We start from the raw sequence: 22,187 nt of genomic DNA on the forward strand, positions 1-22,187 counted from the left end.
CGCCGGTCCGGCACGGTCGGTGACCCGGACGATCCACACCGCTCACCCGCCGCGCCCGCCCGCCTCCCGGCTCCCGCACCGTGCGCGGCTACGCTCGCGCACGACTCCACCCGGACCCGGGCGGACCGGCAGCGCCGCCGCCCGGGACCCCAGCGCCCCCGCGACGACAGAGGCAGCTCCTGCGATGACCACGACGGACCAGCGAGGTCAGGTGTCCCCCACCACCCCGGCCACGACCAGCGGCGAGACGCTGCTGCAGCGGGTGGTCCTGCCCAGGCCCGCCGACCCCACCGCCGTCCGCGCGCTCTACCTCGACGAGCGCCCCGGCACCACGCTCACCCCGGTCGAGCCGCTCGCCGACGAGCGCGCGCGTCCGCTCTCGCTGACCGTGTCGACCATCGGCGGCCGCCGCACCCGCATCCTCGACCGCACCGGCGCCACCGTCCCCGCGGCCACCGAGGTCTCCTTCGGCGCCTACTTCAACGCCTTCGCCGCGGGCTACTGGCGGGCCTGGTCGACGCTCACCAGCATCGAGCTGCGGCTGGACCTGGAGGGCTCGGGCCGCGTCGACGTGTACCGGACCAAGGCCGACGGGTCGCAGATCGTCGTCGCGGGTGAGGTCGTCGAGGGCCGTCGCCGGGTCACCCTCGAGCTGGACCTGCGCCCCTTCGAGGACGGCGGCTGGTACTGGTTCGACCTGTCCACCGACGACGCCGACCTCACCCTGCACGGCGGCGGCTGGCACGCCCCGCACGACGCGCCGGGGCGCGCGGCCGTCGTCGTCGGGATGCCGACGTTCAACCGGCCCGCCGACTGCGTCGCCACCCTCACCGCGCTCGGTTCCGACCCGCAGGTGCGGGACGCGATCACCGCGGTGATCCTCCCGGACCAGGGCACCCGCAAGGTCCGCGACGAGGCCGGCTACGAGCAGGCCGCGGCCGCGCTCGGGGACCGGCTGCGGATCATCGACCAGCCCAACCTGGGCGGCTCCGGCGGCTACGCCCGGATCATGTACGAGGTCCTGCACGGCACCGGCCCGCACGCGGGCGGGATCGACTGCGAGCAGATCCTCTACATGGACGACGACATCCTGCTGGAGCCCGAGTCGGTGCTGCGCGCGATCGCGTTCAGCCGGTTCGCCCGCGAGCCGATGCTCGTCGGCGGGCAGATGCTGTCGCTGCAGGCGCGCTCGCAGCTGTCCACGATGGGCGAGGTCGTCGACCGCAACCAGTTCCTGTGGCGCCCCGCCCCGGAGACCGAGGCCCACCACGACCTCGCCGCCCGCACCCTGCGCCAGACCCGCTGGCTGCACCGCCGCGTCGACGTCGACTACAACGCCTGGTGGATGTGCCTGATCCCGCGCCGCGCCGCGGAGCAGCTGGGCCTGCCGCTGCCGCTGTTCATCAAGTGGGACGACGCCGAGTACGGCCTGCGGGCCCGCGCCGCCGGCTTCCGCACCGCGACCGTCCCGGGCGTCGCGATCTGGCACATGTCCTTCATCGAGAAGGACGACTCCTCGGACTGGCAGGCCTACTTCCACTACCGCAACCGGCTCGTCGCCGCGGCCCTGCACGGCCCCGACGACCCGCGCGCGATGCTGAAGGAGACCTTCAAGCGCACCCTGCGCCACCTGATGCTCATGGAGTACTCGGCGGTCGCGCTGCAGATCAAGGGCTTCACCGACTTTCTCGCGGGCCCCGAGGCGCTGTTCCCGAAGCTGCCCGTGGTGCTCGACGAGATCCGGGCCCTGCGCGCGCAGTACGACGACGGCCGCCCGCTCGAGTCCGCCACCGAGGTGCCGCCGGCCGAGCTCGACGCGCTCGGCGCGCAGCTGTTCCCGAAGCCCCCGGTGGGCCGGGCGAAGGCCGCGGTCGGTCTCGCCCGCGGGGTGCTGCGCAACCTGCGCACCCCGGACCCGGCGCTGCGCGAGCGCCCGCAGCGCAACGTGCCGTGGCGCAACGCCCAGTGGTTCGTGCTGGCCGGCCTGGACTCCGCGACGGTGTCCACCCCGGACGGCCGCGGGGTCACCTTCCGCCGTCGTGACCCGGCGATGTTCAAGGAGATGGTCGCGGAGTCGTTCCGGCTGCACCGCGCCGTCGCCGCGGACTGGGAGGGCCTGCGCGCCCGTTACCGGGCGGCGGCGCCCGTGCTGACCGGCAAGGACGGTTGGAAGCAGATCTTCGAGTGAGCCCCGCCCGCCGGGGGCCGCTGCTGCTCCTGCTCGGCGTCGTCACCTGTCTGCTCGGCCTCGCCGCCGCGCTCGCCCCGGTCGACGCCGAGGACCCGGTCGTCACCTGGCCCCGGGCCGGCCAGGCACCGGAGAGCACGGTGCTGCCGCTCGCGCCGTACCGGCCGCTGGAGTTCTCCGCGACCGTCCCGTGCGCCGCGGCGGCCGCTCTCGGCGAGGGCGACGTGCTGCGGACGATGCCCGCCGCGCAGGAGAACCCGGTGACGGCGCCGGGCTTCGTCGCGAGCGTGTCCGGCGGGACGCTCACGCTGCGCACCGGCGACCGGGTGCTCGCCACCGCACCCGCCGCGTCGGGCTGTGTGTTCGAGGTGACCTCCGCCGACGGCGGCACCGTCGTCACCCGCGACGGGGCGGTCCTCGCCGAGCGCCTCGACGTCGCCCCGCCGCAGGTCGCCGAGCTCGCCACCGACGTCACCGGGCCCGCCGCGGCCGGGCTCGCGGTCACCCTGTACACCGATGCGCGCTACGCGTCGTCGCCGTCGCCGCTGAAGGTGGCGCTGCTGGTCGCGCACCTGCTCGCCCTGGCCGCCACCCTCGCCGTCGCCGTGCGGACCTGGACCGGCACCCGCCGGGTGTTCGACGCGCCGGTCCGCCCGGGGGTCGCCGACCTCGTCGTGCTCGTCGTGAGCTGCGCCTGGGCGGTGCTCGGGCCGCTCAACATCGACGACTCCTGGTACGCGCTGATGGCCCGCCAGGGTGCGGAGACCGGGACGATCGGCAACGCGATCTACCAGTTCGACGTCACCGAGGCACCGTTCACGACCAGCCAGTACCTGCTGCAGTGGTGGGGGTCGCTGGTCGGCTGGGGCCTCGGACCGCTGCGCGTGGTGCCGGTCGTGCTGGGCCTGCTGACCTGGGTGCTGCTGCGGTACACCCTCGCCGCGCTCGCGGGTCGGGTCGGGGTCCGGCCCGGGGTGGTCGCCGCGCTCGCCGTCGCGCACCTGGCCTGGTTCCTGCCCTACGGCATCTCCCTGCGCCCCGAGCCCGCCGGGACCGCGGCCGCCGCCGGGGTGCTGCTGCTCGTCGCCGCCGCCTGCCGCACCGGGGCGGTCGGGCTGCTGGCGCCGGCCGTCGTCGTCGCGGTGGTGGGGATGACGACCGCGCCGACCGCGCTGGTCGCCGCGGTGCCGTTGCTGCTCGCGCTGCCGCTGGTGTGGTGGCACCTCGTGCACGCGCGGTGGGCGACCCGGCTCGCGACGGTCGCTGTCGCGTTCGCCGCCGCGAGCGCCGTCGTACCGCTCGGGCTGGCCGACCAGAGCCTCGCCGACGTGCGCGAGTCCGTCGCCGTGCACCGCTGGTACTACTTCCAGTACCAGTGGTACTCCGAGTTCGTCCACTACGCGAACCTGCTCGGCCCCGACGACCAGGGCACCTGGGGGCGACGCCTGCCGGTCCTGCTGACCGTCGCCGTCCTCGCGCTGGGCGCGGTGCGGCTCGCGACGCGGCGCGGCACCGGCGGCCCGCTCGGCCGGGCACTCGGGTTCGCGCTCGCGGCGACCGCGCTCGGCCTCGTCGCCGTCGCGGTCAGCCCGACCAAGTGGGTGAACCACTTCGGTGCCGTCGCCGCACCCGCGACGCTGCTGCTCGGCATCGCGCTCGCCCGCGGCCCGCTGCCGCGCCACGCCCCGCTCCGGCTCGTCGCGGTGGGGACGGCCGTGCTCGGCGTCGTCGCCGCGGTGGTCTACGCCGGGCCGAACCTGTGGCGCCCGTTCTCCGACTGGGGCCAGCCCTTCGGCAACCACTCGGTCCTCGACGCGCCGATCAACCAGCAGGTCCTGGCCCCGCACCTCGGGCCGCTGTACCTGCGCAGCCCGCTGCTGTGGCTGCTCGTGGCCGCCGCCGCGCTGTGGTGGGCCGGGCGGCGGGGGCGGACTCCCCGGCCGGACCGGGCGGTGCTGCGCGTCGCCACGGCGGGCGGCGTCGCGCTGATGCTCGTCGTGTTCGGCGTGGCTCCGGTGCAACAGGCCCCCGGCGCGTCGGTGGCCTCGATGAACCTGGCCATGCTGACCGGCGACGGCTGCGGGCTGGCCGACGCACTGGCCGTCACCGTCCCCGACGAGGCGACGTCCCCGCCCCCGCCCCCGAGCGCGCCGCCCCGCCTCACCGGGGTGATGCGGGAGGGCCCGCCGCCCGACCGGCCGTCGATCCCCGGCCCCGTCTGGCACACCGAGGACGCCGGCACCGGCACCCTCGACGCCGGCTGGTTCGCCGTCCCGGCCGGGACCACGCGGCTGCTCCTGCCGCTGACCGGGGACCTGCGGAGCGACCAGAGCGTCCGGATCGACACCGGCGCGGGCGCGGTCACGGTCGACCTGCCCGGGGAGAAGCTCGGCGACTGGCGGGACGTGGCGGTCGACCTGCCCGGCCCGGCCGACCGGGTCCGGCTCGTCGTCGACGACCGGACGGACGGTCCGGACACCTGGCTCGCCGTCGGCGCCCCGCTGCCCGCCCGCGAGCTGCCCGCCCGCGCGGTGCTCGGCGACGCCCCGGTGTTCGCCGACCAGGCCTCGGCAGTGCTGTGGCCCTGCCAGGACCAGATCGCGGTACGCCACGGCATCGCGCAGGCCCCGCAGTGGCGGCTGCGCACCGGCGACAATCTGGAGGGCGCGACCGAGTCCACCGCGTTCTTCGCGGCGAACGGCGGGACGCTCGCCGGCATCGACCGCACCGCGACCTTCGACGAGCTGCCCTCGCGGCTCGACCCGCCGGCCGGGCGCGCCATGTTCGCGCCGGCGCACGTCGAGCGGGTGCGCTACGAGCACCCGACCGACGGCTACGACCTCACCGTGGGCACCCAGCGGCGGTGGGGGTGGGAGCGGCTGCCGACCCTGGCCACCCGCGACTACACCGGCCGGGACTTCCTGGGCTGAGCGGCGCACGCCCGTCCGTCGCCGGTGTCCACACCCGTTCTCCGGCGTCCACACCGGTCACGACCGGTGTGGACACCTGCGGAGGGGTGTGGATGCCGCGGAGCCTGGTGGGCTCAGCCGGCGTCGTAGAGCCGCGCCCAGGTCTCCCGCGAGGTGAGCCGCGGCTCGGCGGCCTTCCACTCCCTGGCGGCCTGCGGGCCCTCGTTCCAGAGCCGGCGCACCGTCTGCACCCCGCGCGTGGTGAGTTCGCGCAGCCGCTCCCGGTCGCGGGTCCGGATCCGGACACCGGTCTCGGCCATGTCGGTGACGATCGCGCGCTCGAACAGCGACACGTGCCACCAGTGCGCCTCACCGGCCGGGACCATCCCGGAGCGGAACGGCACCCGCCCGGTGGCCTGCAGCACGGCGCGCTTCACCCAGGTCCGCACGACCTTCGACGGCTTGTGCCCGGCCAGGTGCACGACGGACTCGCGCACGTCGAGCCCGGCCTGGGCCAGCGGCACCGCCGTCGTCTCGGGGTAGGCGGCCCGGATCCGGCGGATCTCCGCCGCCGCGGCGGCGGAGCCGTCGTCGAGCACCGAGGGGCCGCGCAGGAAGTCGTCGACGGCGGTCAGCAGCGTCGCCGCCAGCCCGTACTGCATCGCGACCAGGTACTGGGCCAGCAGCTCGACGATCGTCGTGGTCACCGTGCGCCGGTCGAAGCCGGTGCGCAGGGCGGCGGTGATCAGGCCGTTGCGCTGGTTGAAGTAGCGGTGCCACTCGTCCCAGTCCTTCCAGCCGAAGTCGGCGTGCCACACGGCGGCACCGGGCAGCGACACCGTGGCGAAGCCGCGCTCGCGGGCGCGGTAGCCGAACTCGACGTCGTCCCACTGGAAGAACAGCGGCAGCGGGTAGCCGATGGCCCGCACGACCGGTGCGGGGATCAGGCAGGACCACCAGCCGTTGTACTCGGTGTCGACCCGCTGCTCCTGCACGATCGGCAGCAGCCGCTCGTCGCGGCCGAGGAGGAAGCCCTCCTCCAGGGCGCCGGGGACGGGCATGCCCACCCGCAGCTTCTCGGGCACGGCGTACTCGGCGGTGATGTGGACGTGCCCCGGGTGGAGCAGGTTCAGCATCTGCCCGCCGACGATCGTCGGCGCGGTGGTGCACGCGGCGAACCCGGTCAGCCGGACGACGATCTCCGGGTCGAGCAGCACGTCGTCGTCCATGAGCAGGACGTCGTGGTCGTCGGCCGGGTCGCCTGCGGTCGCCTCGTAGAGCCCGCGGGTGAAGCCGCCCGCGCCGCCCAGGTTGGGCTGGCGCTGGTAGGCGAGCCGGTCGCCGAACGCCGCGGCCAGCGGCGCGAACCGGTCGCGCGACTCCAGCGGGTCGCTGCCCTGGTCGACCACCCGGACGGTCGCCACGCGGGCCAGCGCAGCCGGGTCGTCGAGCAGCGCCTGCAGCGTGTTCAGGCAGTCCTCGACGCGGTTGTGGGTGCAGATCGTGATCGAGGTGGGCCGCGGCGGGCGGGGCACCGCGACCGTCCACTCGACGTCGGACACGGTCAGCGTGCCGGTGTCGGTCGCGAACTCCAGCCAGAGCCCGCCGCCGTCGACGAAGCGGTCGATCGCCCCGGTCAGCTCGACGACGCCGCCGCCGTCGACGCCCGTGGTGGCGACGGCGCGGGCGACCTTGTTCGTGTCCGAGGCCATCAGCCACACCCGGCCGCGACCCGCGGCGCGCAGGGACACCCGCACCTCGGGTACCGCGGTCCAGCGCTGCCAGTAGGTGGCGTGCAGCCGCCCCCAGTAGGTGTTGGTGGTGACGTGGGTGGCCGGGACCAGCTCGATCAGGCCCCGCTCGCGGCGGGCGGCGCCGCGCAGGACCTCGGCGTAGAGGTCCTCGGGCACCAGGTGCGTCGGCCCGGTGAAGGGGCCACGCTGTACGACCAGCCGTCCGGGGCGGGCCCCACCGGCGGTGTCGTCGGCCGGGGCGGGCTCGCCCCCGCGGAGGGGCCGGGCGGTGTCCAGCATGGCTCTCGCTCTCGCTCTCGCCTCACATCTCGGATCGGACAGGACGAAGTCTGCCGGGGCCTCAGTCCGGCAGTGGCGTCGGGTCCGGCGAGGGTGCCCCGGCCTGCCCGACCTGCTGCCAGCCCCACAGGGTCCGCTCGCCGTCCTGCACCGGGGCGGGGACCGCCCGCGGGTCGTAGGGCTCGACGAGCCGGATCTGGCCCCAGTCGAAGTCCCAGGCGCCGGGTAGGTAGGTCGGGACGTAGCGCTGGGCGGCGGTCCGGACCAGCCAGCCCTGCGGGCCGCCGAACCGGCTGCGGCCCCACTCGTCGGCGACGGTGCGCTGCTGCGGGTCGGCGAGCATCCGGAACACCGGCACGTCGGCGATGCCCCGGTGCACGCCGAAGCGCGTCACACAGGGATGCACGAACGACGTCGCCCAGTCCAGGTACGCGGTGCCGCGGGCGGCGATCGTCGTCAGCGGGGTCAGCCGCGGCACCCGGGGCTGCGCGACGGCGACCCACGCCCCGGTGCCGATGCCGCGGTCGGACACGATCACCCGCACCCGGTCGGCGTCGGCGGCCGGCCGGCCCGCGAGGTCGACGCGCAGGTCCCGCCACGCCTGGCCGCCCGAGGCGCCGCCGGAGTAGTCCGAGGTGCTGCTGACGGCCCCGCCGGGCTCGATCTCGTCGACGACGGCGCCGTCGCGGGCGAACTGCAGGGTCACGGTGTTGCCGCCGCCGATCGTCCCGGCGACGCCGAGGACCAGCGGTGCGGAGCCGTCGCGGGCCGCGGCGGGCAGCGTGTGCCACGCCGAGCGGTAGTCGCCGACGTTCTCCGGGTCCGGCGACCAGCTGCCCATGACCGGTCCGCCCAGCGGGCCGGTGCCGGTGACGCCGGGGCGGTCGTCGCCGTCGCCGGTGTTGTCGCGCAGTGATCCCGGTCCGGTCGGCGGCAGACCCTCGGGCGTGAAGCCCTCGGCCAGCGGGCCCGGGTCCGCGACGCCCGCCGGTTCCGGCGCGGTCGGCAGCACGTTCGCGGCCGGGTCGGTCTCCACCTGGATGCGCCCGGCGAGCCCGCAGCGCGACCCGGTGGGGTCGGTCAGCACGTCGGCACCCAGGGAGTACGAACCGGCCTGCTTCTCCATGCCCTTGGCCATCGAGGCGACCTGGAACAGGACCATGAGCGCGCAGATCACCGCGAGCGGCGCCGACCCGAGGCGGACGGCCTGGACGGTGCCGATGCGGCCGCGCCGGCGACCGAGGGTCCGTCGCACCGGGCGCGGCACCCCGGAGGTCGAGCGCAGATGCTCCACCCCGGCGACGACGAGCGACAGGAACGCCAGGACCAGCAGCACCGTCGTCGCCTGGATCCCGCTCACCGACACCGGCTTGTCGAACCACGGCACGCCCCAGTTCGAGACGTACCACCAGGTGTTCGGACCGCGGAACGCCAGCGCCGTCACCGCGAGCACCGCGGCCAGGAACAGCGCCTGGTTGCGTCGCGAGCGCAGGACCCCGGTGCTCGTCGCGAGCGCGGCCAGCGCCGCGACACCCGAGGCGAGCGCGGCGAACGCGCCGAAGTGGTGGGTCCACTTCGTCGGGGTGAGGGCCAGCACGGCGAACGACAGCGCGGTGCTCGCGAGCAGCCGCCGCGAGAACCCGAGTGCGGCGCCGGGGATGCGGCCCCGGCGCAGCAGCACGACCGTCGAGACGGTCATGCACAGCCACAGCAGCAGGACCGGGAAGCGACGCTGCAGCGAGCCGTCGCGGCTGTCGCTGAACAGCAGGTCGTAGCGGGCGAGCTCCTGGTACCAGGGCAGGTTCGGGCCGATGTCCTGTCGGACCCGGGTGGCCTCGGCGACGGTGGCGAGGGTCTGGTCGCCGAACACGGCGGTGAGCACGATCAGCCCGGCCGCGAGCAGCGGCCCGAAGGTCGCCGCCCAGCCGGTGGTGCGGATCCGTTCGGTGAACAGCCGCAGCAGGGGGCGGGCCGCGGCCAGGAACGGGGCCAGCGCGATGAGGCCGGTCGGCGTCGCCGCGACGGCGAACGCCCCCGCGACGAGCGCCCCCGCGACCGGCAGCAGCCGCCGGGTGGCCAGCGCGCGCTCCAGCATCACGAACGACACCAGCGCCGCGATCACGACGACCGTCTCCGGGCGCAGCCCGTTGTTGAACGGCAGCCAGAAGCAGAGGAACACCCCGGCCGCGGCCCATCCCGCGGACCGGCTGCGCCGGACCTGGGCGCCGAGGCGGGGCAGCAGTGCCCGGCTGATCAGGAACCAGGACGCGACGCCCATCGCCAGCGCCGGGACCCGCAGCCACAGCACCGACTCCGAGACCCCGCTCCACAGCGAGTACAGCTGGTAGAACCAGCCGAACGGCGCCTCGGGGACGTCGAACCAGCGGTGGTAGTTGCCGATGTAGCCGGCGGTGTCGTTGCCCCGGGAGATGTCGAGGATGTACCCGTCGTCGCTGGTCATCGACCCGATGAGGGCCCACACGACCAGGACGCCGACGACGACGGCGTCCCGCAGGTCGTCCTGCCCGCGCAGCCGCCGGGCCAGCCGGCGGCCGTGCACGACGCGGCGGGCGTCGGCGTCGTCGATCCGGCGCAGGAAGAACAGCGCGCCGAACAGCGCGACGATCGCGACGCCCCCCGCGACGAGCTTGAGCGTCGAGGCGTCGGAGTCGTAGCGGTTGTCGGTGTCGAACCGGACGCTCGTGCCGCCCATCGGGTCACGGCCCGCGTCGAGGTCGGAGTGGATCCCGGTGAGCTGCGGGCGGCCGTCACCGGCGAACTCGTACAGCGTGGCGCCGCCCAGCGTCGCCGTCGTCGCGTCGAAGTCCGAGGTGAACGTGAGGGCGCAGGGCCCGCCCGGCAGGGGGAGCGGCGCGGTGGCGATGCGCTGGCCGCGGTTGTCGAGGGTGACCACCCCGTCGGCGACGGCGACGCGCAGACCGACCGTGTCGCCGTCCGGGGCGTCGGTGGGCGTCGTGGACAGGACGGTCGCGCGGCCGGGGGACCGGTCGTCGAGGCTGCGGATCGCGTCGCAGCCGATCGTCGCGGTCAGGCTCTCCGGCCGGTACGCGACCAGCGGGGCGTTCAGCGGCGCGGTGCCGGTCGTGGCGTTCGGCCAGGTGACGGTCGCCGTGTTCTGCACGACCGGCAGGAACGGGATCGCCAGCGCCAGCACCGCCGACAGCAGGCCCAGCGCGGCGGCGAGGAGGCGGTCGGTCGGACGCGACCGGCGGTCGGTGGAGCCCGATCCCGGGCGGGGATCGGCCTCCGTTGCGGCGGTCAGCACCCGGACGAGGCTAGACGCCACCCCGTGATCATCCGTGACACCCCCGTGACCCGTCACCGTTGGACCGGTCGGCCTAGTCCACTCGGCTGGGTGCTCAAGGTCGACTGCACCCTGTTTCCATGACGCAGCGTGATGAACTGCGACGATCGGGCACTGTTCGGGTGTCACCGGTGACGGTGGTGATCGACTCTCGTTGGGTCGGGTGTGAGCATCTGCACCGATTCGCGCACGACGGCCGACGACCCGGCCGGCGTCGCGTCCGCCGTCGGCGGCACCGCGCCCGAACAGGGTGCTCCGTCCGTCCGAAGTGGAGGAGACGGCGGCGGTGAGGTGCTCGCGCTGACCGGTCTGCGGATCGTCGCCGCGCTCTGGGTCGTCGCGTTCCACTTCCACTTCACCCCGATGGCGGGTGTGGAGACGGTGAACGACTGGCTCGGACCGCTGATCACGCAGGGCGCGCTCGGCGTCGACCTCTTCTTCGTCCTGAGCGGTTTCGTGATCGCCTGGACCTACCTCGACCAGCTGGGCCCGCGGCTGCGGCTGCGCGAGGCCGGCGGGTTCGTGTGGGCCCGTGCGGCGCGGATGTGGCCCGCCTACGTGGTGGTCCTCCACCTCTTCGGCGTGTGGCTCGTGGCGCGGCTGGTGTTCGGGTCGACGACCGACGTCGTCTACCAGTCGGTGCAGCCGTCGTTCACCGTCGGCGCGTGGTTGGAGCAGCTGTTCGGCGTACAGATGTGGGACGAGCAGTACCTCGACGGCGCGTCCTGGGTCGGCCCGACGTGGTCGATCAGCGCCGAGTGGCTCGCCTACCTGCTGTTCCCGCTGCTGGCCCTCGGCTTCTTCCGGCTGCGGAACCTGCCGTTCGCGGTGCTGGCGGCAGGGTCGCTGCTCTGCACCGCACCGATGGCGGCCGCGTTCCTCGTGGTCGGGTCGCCGTACTACCCGTACAGCTGGCTGGTCCGGGTCCTCGGCGGGTTCTCCGCGGGCGTCCTGGCGATGCTGGCCGTGCGGCGGCTGCGCACCACCGAGCGGACCCGCTCCGCAGCCTCGACGACGGCGACGTTCACCGTCGCCGCGGTCCCGTTCGTCCTGCTGGCGGGGTCGGTCCTCGGCGGCGGGCTGCACGGCCTGGCCGTCGTCGCCTTCCCGATCCTGGTCGGGGCACTCGCGCTCGCCGACCGCGGACCGGTGCACCACCTGCTGACCCGTGGCCCGGTGGTGCACGGAGGGCGGATCTCCTACGCCCTCTACCTGGTCCACATCCCGATGTTCGAGATCTTCTGGTTCCTGAGCGACTCCGGTGTCCTCCCCCGCGGCGGGGAGACGGGGCATCTGATCGCGCTCACCGTCTTCGTGGGGACTCTGCCCGTGGCACACCTGCTGTACTCGCTCGTCGAACGTCCCGCGCGCCGGTGGATGCGGGGCCGTACCCGGCCCGCCCCCGAGGCGGTCGAGGCGGTCGTCGCCCCCGACCCGGTCCCCGCCGCCCGTCGCGTCGTGGACAACGACGCGGCGCGCCGTGACCCGGAGACCTCCGTGCTGGCGGTGGTCACCGACGAGCCGGTGACCTCGGTGCTGCCCGTTGTGTCGGCCGGACCGGCCGCGGACCCCGCCCCGGCTGCAGCTACCCGGCGGACGGCGCCGGAACCCGCCCCGTCGCGGGCGTTCGCGCCGACGCACGGCGCACCTGCGCAGGGCGCGCCGACGCAGGGTGCCCCTTCACAGGGCGCACCGATGCACCAGGGCACGCCGACGCACCAGGGCACGCCGACGCACCAGGGCGCAGCGCAGAACGTGCCGACGCAGCAGAGCTCGTCGTCCGAGCAGGGCGCCGTGCAGCGGCCCGCCTCGTCGCAGCCCGCCGTGCCGCAGCCCGCCCGGCCGCAGCCGGTCGCCGCTCGGCCCGGCGCCGGAGAGCAGCAGGTCGCCGCTCGGCCCGGCCCCGGGGAGCAGCAGGTCGCCGCTCGGCCCCGCACCGGGGAGCAGCCGGTCGTCCCGGGCCGGCCGGTGGCCGGGGACGAGCCCGGCGACGTGCCGCCGGTGACCGAGGCGCTGCCGGTGGTCCGCCGCCGCTCGGCGGGCCCCGCCGTCGCCACGACGTCGGGCTGGACGCCCACCACACCTGCGGAGCAGGACCCGGCCGACGACGCGCGCACCGCGGCCATGCCGCTCGTCCGGCCCGTCGCGGCCCCGTCCGCGCCGGTCGCCGAGCCCGAGCCCACCGCCCCGGCGTCCGAGCCGGCTCCGGCCGACCCGATCGCCGTCCCGGCGCCCGCGCTGCCCACCCGGGCACCGCGCCGCCCCGAGGCCGACCCCGCCGACGTGCCCGCCGCGGCCGAGATCGACGTCCCGGCCCCGGCCGGTTCGGCCCGCTGGGTGCTGGAGCGCCTGGCCGCGGCCCGGGCCGCCGACTTCGACGGCGCCGGGCACAGCGACCTCTCGGAGGACCTGGTGGCCGTCGCCCGGATGCGCAGCGGCGGCGCCGGGACCGGCGGGGACCTGTTCACCCCGGTAGTCGAGGGCACCGGCACCACCTCCGGCGTCGACCGGATGGAGCGGCTGCGGTCGCTGCACATCGCTGCCCGTGAGCTCGCCGACGACCGTGGTGTCGTCCCGGCGCCGCGGGCGATCCGCTCCGCCTCGGCGCTGCCCGGCACGCGGACCGGCGTCGAGAACTGCGGCCGCGCCGGCCGTCGTCGCGACGACGCCCACGCCAGCGCCGCGACCCCGATCGTCGCCGCCTCGGGTGCGGCCGCATCCCGTCGCCCCCGGAAGAAGCCGGCGCACGGGGCCTGAGACACCGCTGGGGAGCGGGTAACACGGCCGTGCCCCCGGACCACCACCGTGGTCCGGGGGCACGGCCGCGTCCGCCGACCCGCGCCGGATCCGGTCCGCGGGGCGGGGAGACCGGGCGGTGCCCGCCGGGCGGCGGTCCGCGCACCGCGCGAGCGGTCCGGCGACGCCGCATCCCGGTGCCCGGGACGTGACGCCGGTGCCCGGACACCGCGGCGCCGCGTCGGCGACAATGGACGTGCCCGCCCGTCGCGCCCCAGGACGGGTCCCGCCCACCGACGCGATGGACCGATGATCCCCACGACCCCGCCCCTCGCCGACCTGCCCGAGCCCACCGGTGCCGCACCGCCGGAGCGGGCCGCACTGCACTGGTACCTGCGCCTGGTCCGTCACCACCTGGGCCGTGGCCCCTACCTCGACGTGGCGGGTGCCGGCGGGGCGCTGCTCGCCGGGCTGGCGCGGCTCGGCCCGGCCTCGGGGCTGGCCGGCTCGGAGGCCGAGGCGGAGCGGATGCGTGCCGGTGCGCCGGGCTGCCCCGTGCACCTGAGCCTCGACGCCCTGCCGGGTCCGGTCGCGTCGGTGACCGCGGTGGAAGTGCTCGACCGGCTGCCGGACGTCGCGCTCGCCGGTGACCTCGGCCCGGGAGGCTGGTTCCGGGCGCTCGAACCGGGCGGGCACGCACTCGTCGTCGCCGCCGACGCCGAGGGCCGCGGCCGCGAGCTGGCCGGTGCCCGCTGGGTGCCGCCACGCGTCCCGCGCGGGCACCTGCGGATCCGGGAGATCCTCGTCGAGGCCGGGTTCGAGATCGTCCGGGAGGGCTCGGACGGGCTGACCCGTGGCCCCTACGGCGGCATCCCCACCTGGGCCGACCCGCGTCTGGCCGCGACCCGCGCGCAGCGGTCCGCGGGGCGGCTCACGTGCGAGGCGGGCGCGGGTGAGCGCGCGGTGATCATCGCGAGGAGGCCGGCGGCGCCGTAGCGTGCAGGGCATGAGCGATGTGCTGCCCATCGGCCCCGACGAGCTGCTCACCACCACCCGGTCGGTCCGCAAGCGCCTTGACCTGGAGCGTCCGGTCCCGCTGGAGGTGGTCCGGGACAGTCTCGAGGTCGCGTTGCAGGCCCCGAGCGGTTCGAACCAGCAGGGCTGGCACTGGCTGGTGCTCACCGACGCCGAGAAGCGGAAGGCCGTCGGCGAGTACTACCGGAAGGCGTTCACCGCCTACCGGAACTCCGCGCAGTACCCGACGACCCGCTCCCACGGCGACGCCGACCGCGACGCCACCCAGCTCCGCGTCGCCGACAGCGCGCAGTACCTCGCGGACCGGATGGGCGAGGTCCCGGTGCTGGTCATCGGCGCGATCAACGCCAAGGCCGAGCTGCCGGCGTCGAACCAGGCCGGGCTGTGGGGCTCGCTGCTGCCGGCCGCGTGGAGCCTGCAGCTCGCCCTGCGCGCGCGTGGTCTGGGCAGCGCCTGGACGACGCTGCACCTGCAGTACGAGAAGGAGATCGCCGAGCTGCTGGGCATCCCGGACGACGTGCGGCAGGGAGTCCTGCTGCCGGTCGCGTACTACACCGGCGACACGTTCAAGCCCGCGAAGCGCCAGCCGCTCGACACCGTCCTGCACGTCGACGGCTGGTAGGCCGCCCCGTCCGGGCTCAGATCGGGAGCTTCCGGAAGATCGGCCGCGGCACGTGGCGCAGGGCGCTCATCACGAAGCGCATCGGCGCCGGTGCCCAGACCAGCTCCTTGCCCGTCCGCACCGCGTCGACGATGACGTCGGCGACGGCCTGCGGGGTGGTCGCGAGCGGTGCGGCGTCGAGGCCCTCGGTCATCTTCGAGTGCACGAAGCCGGGCCGGACGATCGTCACGGTCACGCCGAACTCGCGCAGCGCCTCGGTCAGCCCGGTGTAGAACGCGTCCATCCCGGCCTTGGTGGAGCCGTAGACGAAGTTCGAGCGGCGGGCCCGCTCCCCGGCGACCGAGGAGATCGCGACGATCGAGCCGTGGCCCTGCGCGCGGAACCGCTCGGCCAGCGCGACCCCGGTGGAGACGGTCGCGGTGTAGTTGACCTGCGCCAGCTCGACGGCGTGGTCGACGTCGGTCCAGGCCTTCTCGTTGTCGCTGAGCAGCCCGAACGCGACGACGGCGACGTCGATGTCCCCGCCCGCGAAGGCCTTCTTGATGACCTCGGGGTGGGTCTCGATGTCCCGGGCGTCGAACTCGACGGTCTCCACGCCGCACCCGAGCGCCTCGAGCTCGGTGCGGGCGGCGTCGAGCCGGGGGCCGGGGCGGGCGGCGAGCACGACCCGCAACGGGCGGTCCGCGGCGAACGCGCGCACGGTGGCCAGGCCGATCTCGGAGGTGCCGCCGAGGAGCAGGATGCTCTGCGGGTTGCCGACTGCGTCGATCATGATGGTGCTGGCTCCGGACGTCAGAGGGTCAGTGCGAGGCGGCGGGACATGTCGGAGGCGAAGACGCCGGTGGGGTCGACGCCGTCGCGGATCGCCTTCCACTCGGCGAACCGCGGGTAGCCGGCGGCGAAGGCCTCCGGCGACGTGCGCGACTCCTTCGCCAGGTACAGGCGCCCGCCGGCGGCCAGCACCATCTCGTCGAGCTCGGTGCAGAAGCGGGACAGGCCGCGTGCGATCGGGAAGTCGACGGTGATCGTCCAGCCCTCCGTCGGGAACGACAGCGGTGCGTCGTTGCCCGCGCCGAAGCGCTTGAACACGTTCAGCCCGGACTTGTGCGGCGAGGCCGCGATCTTCGACACGATGCGGCGCAGCTCGGTCTCGGCTCCCATCGGGACGACGAACTGGTACTGCAGGAAGCCCTTCGAGCCGTAGACCCGGTTCCAGTCCCCGAACACGTCGAGCACCTGGTAGAAGGCCGTGATGTTCTGCACCGAGCCACGCTGGCGCTTCGGTGCCTTGCGGAACCACAGCTCGGAGAACGCGGTCAGCGACAGCTTGTTGGCCAGCCCGTTCGGGAAGACGTCCGGGAAGGTCAGCAGCTGCGGCGCGTCGAACTTGAGCGGCTCGGACCGCAGCTTCGCGGGGAGCTGGTCGACGGTGGCGAGCGAGCCGCGGGTCAGCACCGACCGGCCCATCCGGGCGCCGGTCGCGGTGGTGTCGAACCAGGCCGCGGAGTAGCCGTAGGTGTCGTCGGAGCCGTCGGTGAGCAGCTCGAGCAGGCCGTCGAGGTCGTCGGTGCGGTCGGTGTCGACCACGAAGTACGCCGACTCGGTCCGGTGCAGCCGCACCCTGGCCCGCACGATCACCCCGGTCAGGCCCATCCCGCCGACGGTCGCCCAGAACAGCTCGGCGTCCGGCCCGGAGGGGGTCAGCTCGCGCACCGAGCCGTCCGCGGTCACCAGCGCCAGCCACTCGACGTGGTTGCCGAAGCTGCCCTTGGTGTGGTGGTTCTTGCCGTGCACGTCGGCGCCGATCGCTCCGCCGATCGTGACCTGACGGGTGCCCGGCAGCACCGGGACCCACAGCCCGAGCGGGAGCGCGGCGCGCATGAGCTGGTCGAGGCTGACGCCCGCGTCGACGTCCGCGACGCCGGTGTCCGGGTCGATGGCGTGGATCCGGTTCAGCCCCGGCATGTCGAGGACGACGCCGCCCGCGTTCTGTGCCGGGTCGCCGTAGGACCGGCCGAGCCCGCGCGCGATCACGCCGCGCTCGCCCGCCGTGCGGACGGCCTCGGCCACGTCCTCGGCGTCGCGTGGGGTGACGAGCTGGGCGATCGTCGGCGCGGTCCGCCCCCAGCCGTGCAGGGAGGCGGTCCGTCGCGCCGGGGCGTCGGTCCTGGTGCTGCGGGGAACGGTCGTGTCCGTCATCGTCGCTAGGGTAGCGAGGGGCCCCGACGGCGACGGGTGCGACCCTGGGCGGGTGCTCGACGAGCGGCAGGTCCGCCTCCCGCTGCCACCGGCGCGGGGCCGGGGCACGACCGCGGGGCTGTACGTGCTGCTCGGGGTCGGCTACCTGCTGGTCTCGCTGTGGCTGCAGCGCCGGGTGCTCGCCGACCCGGGCGGTCTGCTGATCGGCCACGTCACCGCCGACGCCGACATGTTCTCCTGGTGGATCCACTGGTTCCCGTTCGCCGTGACGCACGGGGAGAACCCGCTGGTCACCGACTGGATGCACTGGCCGTACGGGCTCAACGCACTGTGGAACACCGCGGTGCCGCTGCTGGCGCTGGCGCTCGCCCCGGTCACCCTGGTCGCGGGCTCGGTGACCGCGTTCAACGTCGGCCTGATCCTCGGCCCGGTCGTCTCCGGGCTGGTGCTGGTCGTCGCGCTCGGCCCGTACGTGGGCCGGGCCGGTCGCGGCTGGGCCGCCCGCGGGATCGCCGGAGCGCTGTACGCGTTCTCCCCGTTCCACCTCGCGCACGCGATCGCCGGGCACCTCAACCTCACGTGGTCGCTGCTGCCGCCGCTGCTCCTGCTGCTGGCCCACCACCTGTTCGCACGGGGGCCGCTGCGCCGGCCGTGGACGGTCGGGGCGGTGGCCGGGCTCGTCCTGGTCGGGCAGCTCGTCCTCTACACCCAGACCCTCGCGATCGGCGTGATCTTCCTGGTCGTCACCGCGATCGTGCTCGCGCTGCGGTTCCCGCGCCGGGTCCCGGCCCACCTGCCGGGGCTGGTCCGGGCCGGACTGGCCTGCGTCGGGGTGTTCGTGGTGCTAGGCGCGTACCCGCTGTACCTGGTGCTGGCCGGGCCGAACCGGCCGCGCGGCCCGATCCGCAACGTGCACGCCACGGGGGCGGACCTGGCGAACCTGCTGGTCCCGACCCGGCTGACCGCCGTTCGTGCGGTCCCTGACGGCACGGACGCCGAGCTCGGCGGCCACATCGGTGAGCAGGGCGGCTACGTCGGCCTCGCCGCGCTGGCGCTGGTCGTCGTCGCGGTGCTGGTCGTCCGGTCGACGACGCTGCGGGTGGTCGCGGCGGTCGGGTTCCTGTCCTGGGTCGCCTCGCTCGGCACGAGCGTGGTGCTGCTGGGCGACTACACCGGGATCCCGCTGCCCTGGCTGGTGTTCGCCGAGGTGCCGCTGCTGTCGGAGGTCGAGCCGGTCCGGATCGAGGTGGTGACGGCGATGTGCGTGGCCGTCGTCGTCGCGCTGTGGGTGGACCGGATGCCGCTCGACACCCCGGCGACGGCGGTCGGCGCCGTCGCCCTGACCGGGCTGGCCGTGGTGTCGTGGCTGCCCGCCGACGCCCAGGAGGTCCGGCCCGCTCCGGTGCCCGCCTTCTTCGCGGCCGGGGCGGCGCCGCTGGGCCCGGCCGACGTCGTCGAGATCTACCCACGCATCACCGCGGCCTGGGACGACGGTGCACAGGGCCTGCGGTGGCAGGCGGCCTCCGGCCCGGCGTTCCGCATCCGCGGCGGCTACTTCATCGCCTCCGATCCCGACGACGACGTCGCGATCCAGTCCCGCTGGAACCGCTACCAGATCGGGGCGCAGTGGGTCGCCGACGGCAAGGACGAGCCCAGCGACGACTACGCCGCCGCCGCTCACCGCGAGCTGCGCGACCTGGGGATCACCGCCGTCGCGTTCGTTCCCGGGTACGCCGGGGGAGACGAGGCCAGGGCGCTGGCCTGGACCCGCCGGGTGACCGGCGACCCCGGCCGGTTCGACGGCGGGGTGTGGCTCTTCCGGCTGCCGGACGGCGCACCCGTCGGCTAGGTGTTTACCCTGGTGGGGTGACCGGCGCGCGGCTACCCGGAGAGGGTCGGGAGATCAGGATCTCCGACGCCGACCGCGAGCGCGTCGCGGCGCGGCTCAACCACGCGTTGGGCGAGGGCCGCATCTCGGTCGAGGAGCTGCAGGAGCGGCTGTCGGTCGTCTACGGCGCCCGGTTCGGCTCCGAGCTGCTCCCCGTGCTGTCCGACCTGCCCGGGGACCCGCTGAACCTGTCCGCGGACGTCCTCGCCACGCCGGTCGGCCCGCCCACGGTGCTGCGCGGCGGCATGAGCGGGGTCAAGCGCCGCGGCGACTGGGCGGTCCCGGCCCGGCTGCGGGTGCAGACCTCGCTCGGCGCGGTGCTGCTGGACTTCTGCGACGCGCAGCTGCCCCTGCCCGTCGTCGAGGTGGAGCTGGAGCTCGGCGCCGGTTCGGCCCGGCTGCTGGTCCCGGAGAACGCCACCGCCGACGTCGACGGCCTCGTCTCCCAGTACGGCTCGGTCCGCTCGAAGATGCCCAGCCGCGCCGTCCACGGCCGCCCGCACTTCCGCGTCTACGGCCGGACGGCCGCCGGCTCGGTCACGGTGCGGCCCCGCTACACCTTCGCCGGCCGTCACTTCTGACCCGGCTCACCGGAAGCGGCGCCCCTCGTCGCGCCGGTAGGCCCAGCCCACCAGCAGGGCCAGCCCGACCGTCCACGCCGCGAACGCGCCCAGTGCCAGACCGCTCGGGGCCGGTCCGCCGAGCGACCAGAGCAGCAGGTCGCGGGCCCCGCGGGTGGGCAGCAGCTCGGTCGCGCGGGCCAGCCAGCCGGGGAACAGCTCCGGCGGCAACAGCAGCCCGCCGCCGAAGGCCATCGGGAAGAACGCCAGCTGGGTCACCGGCAGCGCCACCTTGGTCGGCAGCGAGTAGCCGATCGCGAGCCCGCCGAACAGGAACGGCAGCCCGGCCACCAGCAGCGCCAGCACCGCGCCCGGCAGTCGGGCGGCCTCGACGGACGCGGGTGTGAGCAGCGCGCCGAGCACGACCACCGGCAGCATCCCGAGCAGCGCGAACAGCACACCGACCGCGAGCCGGCCGACCACCCGGGCCGACGCGGGCGCGGGCAGCGTGCGCAGGTAGGGGTCCCACGGCTTCTCGCGGTCGTCGGCGACGCCCACGCCGAAGGTGAACAGGAACCCGCTGAGCACGCCGAACAGCGCGAGCTGGGCGACCGTGCGGGTCGCCGCGACCGGGTCGTCGCCCCAGTCGAACGGCAGCACGAAGAAGCACAGGGTCAGGGCGGGGAACAGCGCGGTGGACAGCACCGCGACCGGGATCCGCAGCTGCTCCAGGATCAGGTAGCGGGCGTGCGCCGTGGCGATGCTCATGCCTGTCCTCCGGTCAGGGTGAGGAACGCGTCCTCCAGCGAGGCGCGGGAGACGGCGAGGTCGGCGAACGGGACGTCGTGTCGGACCAGGGCGCGGACGAGCTCGTCGGCGTCAGGGGTGTGCAGCACGACGCGGTCGCCGTCGACCTCGGCCCGGTCCACACCGGGCAGGTCCTCGGGCACCGCCGGTCCCCCGGGCACCGTCGTGATCCGGAACGCGACCCGGCCGCCCCGGACGGCGCCACGGACGGCGTCGACGTCGCCGTCGGCGCGGATCCGACCGCCGGCCAGGACGACGACGCGCTCCGCCAGCGACTCGATCTCGTCCAGGTAGTGGGTGGTCAGCAGGACGGTCCCGCCGCCGGCGTGGAACTCGCGGACGGTGTCCCAGAGCGCGTGGCGCCCCTCGACGTCCAGGCCGGTCGTCGGCTCGTCGAGCAGCACCAGCCGAGGGCGGCCGATGAACGCGAGCGCGAGCGCGAGGCGGCGCTTCTGGCCGCCGGACAGCCCGCCCGCCTGGCGTCGTTCCAGCCCGTCGAGGCCGAAGCGCCCCAGCAGCTCACCGGCACCGACCGGGTCGGGGAAGTGGGCGCCGACGAACCGGACGATCTCCCCGACGCGCAGCGTGTCCGGCAGCCCGGTCTGCTGCGGAGTGGTGCCCAGCGCGACCCGGTTCACCGCGTCGCGTGGGTCCCCGCCGAACAGCCGCACCGTGCCGGTGTCCGGTCGGCGCAGCCCGGACACGAGGTTGACCAGCGTCGACTTGCCCGCCCCGTTCGGTCCGAGCAGGCCGGTCAGGCTGCCGGGCTCCAGGACGAGGTCGACGTCGTCGAGGGCGACGGTGTCGCCGTAGCGGCGGGACACCCCGCGCAGCTCCAGCGGGGCGGTCACGACGGCACCTCCGAGGGGTCCGAGGACGGGTCGAGCAGCGCTCGCAGGGCCGTCGTGTAGTCCTCGAAGGCCCGCCGGCCCGTTCTCGTCAGTTCGACGAAGGTCACCGGGGTGCGTCGTTGGTGCGCCTTGGTGATCGCGACGTAGCCCGCGTCCTCCAGCTTGCGCAGGTGGGTGGACAGGTTGCCCGCGGTCATGCCGAGCAGCTCCTGCAGCCGCGGGAAGGTCATGCGGTCGCCGTCGTCGAGGGCGGCGAGGGTGGCGGTGACCCGCAGCCGGGCCTGGGCGTGGATGACGGGGTCGAGCTCGGTCACCGGACCGCCCGCGCCCGCGTCCACAGCCCGGTGGCGACCAGCGCGCCACCGCCGACGACGGCGAGCGTCAGCGCGTGCCACGGCGCCGGGACGAACGGCAGCGCCGCGCCGAGCACCAGCAGGCCGAGCCCGAGCGCGTAGTCGGGGACGTCCCGCCGGACCGCGGCCCCGACCGCGAACAGGCCGCCGGTGACGAACACGAACAGTGCGGGCATGGCAAACCCGACCGGCGCCCCGAGCCGGCCCAGACCGACCGTCAGCGCGACGACGCCGATCATCGCCACCGGCCAGACCCAGCCGTAGAGGGCGCCGTGGAGCTGGCTCGGCCCGGCGACGCCGCGTCCCATCCGGGCGCCGACCACGCCGCTGCTGATCGACCCTCCGGCGATCGCCAGCCCCGTGAGAACGCCCGCGGTGAGCGCGGTGACCGCCCCGGCCCCGTTCGCGAACCAGGCGAGCCCGATGACCGCCCAGGCCGCGCCCCAGATCAGATAGAAGATCCAGTACGGCGGGACCTGCCGGGCCTGCTCGCGCTCGATGATCGCGAGCGCGTCGGCCGGTGAGCGCGGCGGCTGGTCGTCGACGTCGGTGTCCGTCCGATCCTGCATGCTTCCCCCACTACCAACTGGTTTGCCTTGTCACCAACTTTGTACGGCAAAGTGCATTGCCTTGTCCACGGTCGCGTACGGATCGGCAGGTCGGAGGTGCGCGACCTGCGCT

At 75.0% G+C, this 22,187-nt stretch carries 15 protein-coding genes; 7 read left to right on the top strand and 8 right to left on the bottom strand.

Annotation, left to right across the window (positions count from 1 at the left end; translation table 11 throughout):
* Positions 1-184: 184 nt before the first annotated feature.
* Entirely contained in the window at positions 185-2,188 is a 2,004-nt protein-coding gene (locus tag Ae717Ps2_RS27730) for a glycosyltransferase (protein WP_075309131.1), read from the top strand.
* Positions 2,185-5,118, top strand: coding sequence for an arabinosyltransferase domain-containing protein (locus tag Ae717Ps2_RS27735; protein WP_075309128.1), 2,934 nt, complete (start codon positions 2,185-2,187; stop codon positions 5,116-5,118). The genes Ae717Ps2_RS27730 and Ae717Ps2_RS27735 overlap by 4 nt, the downstream gene beginning before the upstream one ends.
* Before the next feature lie 113 nt (positions 5,119-5,231).
* Here Ae717Ps2_RS27735 and Ae717Ps2_RS27740 read toward each other — a convergent pair whose 3' ends face one another.
* Both Ae717Ps2_RS27740 and Ae717Ps2_RS27745 read right to left on the bottom strand, forming a co-directional pair.
* Positions 5,232-7,130, bottom strand: coding sequence for a glycosyltransferase (locus Ae717Ps2_RS27740; protein WP_020624287.1), 1,899 nt, complete (start codon positions 7,128-7,130; stop codon positions 5,232-5,234).
* 61 nt (positions 7,131-7,191) lie between these two features.
* Positions 7,192-10,416: an arabinosyltransferase domain-containing protein gene (locus tag Ae717Ps2_RS27745; RefSeq protein ID WP_158071554.1), complete on the bottom strand. Its 3,225-nt coding sequence runs from the start codon at positions 10,414-10,416 to the stop codon at positions 7,192-7,194.
* Positions 10,417-10,620: 204 nt separating this feature from the next.
* Between Ae717Ps2_RS27745 and Ae717Ps2_RS36480 the strand changes: the two genes are divergently transcribed.
* The 3 genes from Ae717Ps2_RS36480 to Ae717Ps2_RS27760 all read left to right on the top strand — a co-directional run bounded on the left by Ae717Ps2_RS36480 (position 10,621) and on the right by Ae717Ps2_RS27760 (position 14,848).
* The gene (locus Ae717Ps2_RS36480; RefSeq protein WP_075334059.1) at positions 10,621-13,212 is read left to right on the top strand and encodes an acyltransferase; all 2,592 of its coding nucleotides are present in this window, start codon (positions 10,621-10,623) and stop codon (positions 13,210-13,212) included.
* A gap of 288 nt (positions 13,213-13,500) precedes the next feature.
* Positions 13,501-14,187 carry a hypothetical protein gene (locus tag Ae717Ps2_RS27755; RefSeq protein WP_075329717.1) on the top strand — a complete coding sequence of 229 codons (687 nt, stop codon included), beginning with the start codon at positions 13,501-13,503 and terminating at the stop codon, positions 14,185-14,187.
* Between the two features lie 10 nt (positions 14,188-14,197).
* On the top strand, positions 14,198-14,848 hold the full coding sequence (locus Ae717Ps2_RS27760) for a nitroreductase family protein (RefSeq protein WP_075312561.1): 651 nt from the start codon (positions 14,198-14,200) through the stop codon (positions 14,846-14,848).
* A gap of 16 nt (positions 14,849-14,864) precedes the next feature.
* Here the strand turns inward: Ae717Ps2_RS27760 and Ae717Ps2_RS27765 are convergent, their stop codons facing one another.
* Positions 14,865-15,620, bottom strand: a complete 756-nt coding sequence (locus tag Ae717Ps2_RS27765; protein ID WP_075334060.1) for a decaprenylphospho-beta-D-erythro-pentofuranosid-2-ulose 2-reductase — start codon at positions 15,618-15,620, stop codon at positions 14,865-14,867.
* A 20-nt stretch (positions 15,621-15,640) separates the two neighbouring features.
* Positions 15,641-17,047 (bottom strand): FAD-binding oxidoreductase, encoded by a 1,407-nt coding sequence (locus Ae717Ps2_RS27770; RefSeq protein WP_075309122.1) that lies wholly within the window; start codon positions 17,045-17,047, stop codon positions 15,641-15,643.
* Positions 17,048-17,099: 52 nt separating this feature from the next.
* Here Ae717Ps2_RS27770 and Ae717Ps2_RS27775 point away from each other — a divergent pair, with 52 nt between their 5' ends.
* Both Ae717Ps2_RS27775 and Ae717Ps2_RS27780 read left to right on the top strand, forming a co-directional pair.
* Positions 17,100-18,896 (top strand): hypothetical protein, encoded by a 1,797-nt coding sequence (locus Ae717Ps2_RS27775; protein WP_075309121.1) that lies wholly within the window; start codon positions 17,100-17,102, stop codon positions 18,894-18,896.
* 17 nt (positions 18,897-18,913) lie between these two features.
* Entirely contained in the window at positions 18,914-19,516 is a 603-nt protein-coding gene (locus Ae717Ps2_RS27780; RefSeq protein WP_020627916.1) for a DUF1707 domain-containing protein, read from the top strand.
* A gap of 6 nt (positions 19,517-19,522) precedes the next feature.
* Here Ae717Ps2_RS27780 and Ae717Ps2_RS27785 read toward each other — a convergent pair whose 3' ends face one another.
* Genes Ae717Ps2_RS27785 through Ae717Ps2_RS27800 form a run of 4 tightly spaced genes read right to left on the bottom strand, consistent with a single transcriptional unit; the run spans position 19,523 to position 22,075 of the window.
* The gene (locus Ae717Ps2_RS27785) at positions 19,523-20,263 is read right to left on the bottom strand and encodes an ABC transporter permease (RefSeq protein WP_075309120.1); all 741 of its coding nucleotides are present in this window, start codon (positions 20,261-20,263) and stop codon (positions 19,523-19,525) included.
* Positions 20,260-21,153: an ABC transporter ATP-binding protein gene (locus Ae717Ps2_RS27790; protein WP_075309119.1), complete on the bottom strand. Its 894-nt coding sequence runs from the start codon at positions 21,151-21,153 to the stop codon at positions 20,260-20,262. The genes Ae717Ps2_RS27785 and Ae717Ps2_RS27790 overlap by 4 nt, the downstream gene beginning before the upstream one ends.
* Complete coding sequence (locus Ae717Ps2_RS27795; RefSeq protein ID WP_075312557.1) at positions 21,150-21,467, bottom strand: transcriptional regulator; 318 nt, start codon at positions 21,465-21,467, stop codon at positions 21,150-21,152. Before Ae717Ps2_RS27795 ends, Ae717Ps2_RS27790 begins: the two co-directional genes overlap by 4 nt.
* Positions 21,464-22,075, bottom strand: coding sequence for a hypothetical protein (locus Ae717Ps2_RS27800; protein WP_075309118.1), 612 nt, complete (start codon positions 22,073-22,075; stop codon positions 21,464-21,466). Before Ae717Ps2_RS27800 ends, Ae717Ps2_RS27795 begins: the two co-directional genes overlap by 4 nt.
* Between the last annotated feature and the right edge of the window lie 112 nt (positions 22,076-22,187).

It is taken from the genome of Pseudonocardia sp. Ae717_Ps2, assembly GCF_001932475.1.
In the GTDB taxonomy this organism is placed as follows: domain Bacteria; phylum Actinomycetota; class Actinomycetes; order Mycobacteriales; family Pseudonocardiaceae; genus Pseudonocardia.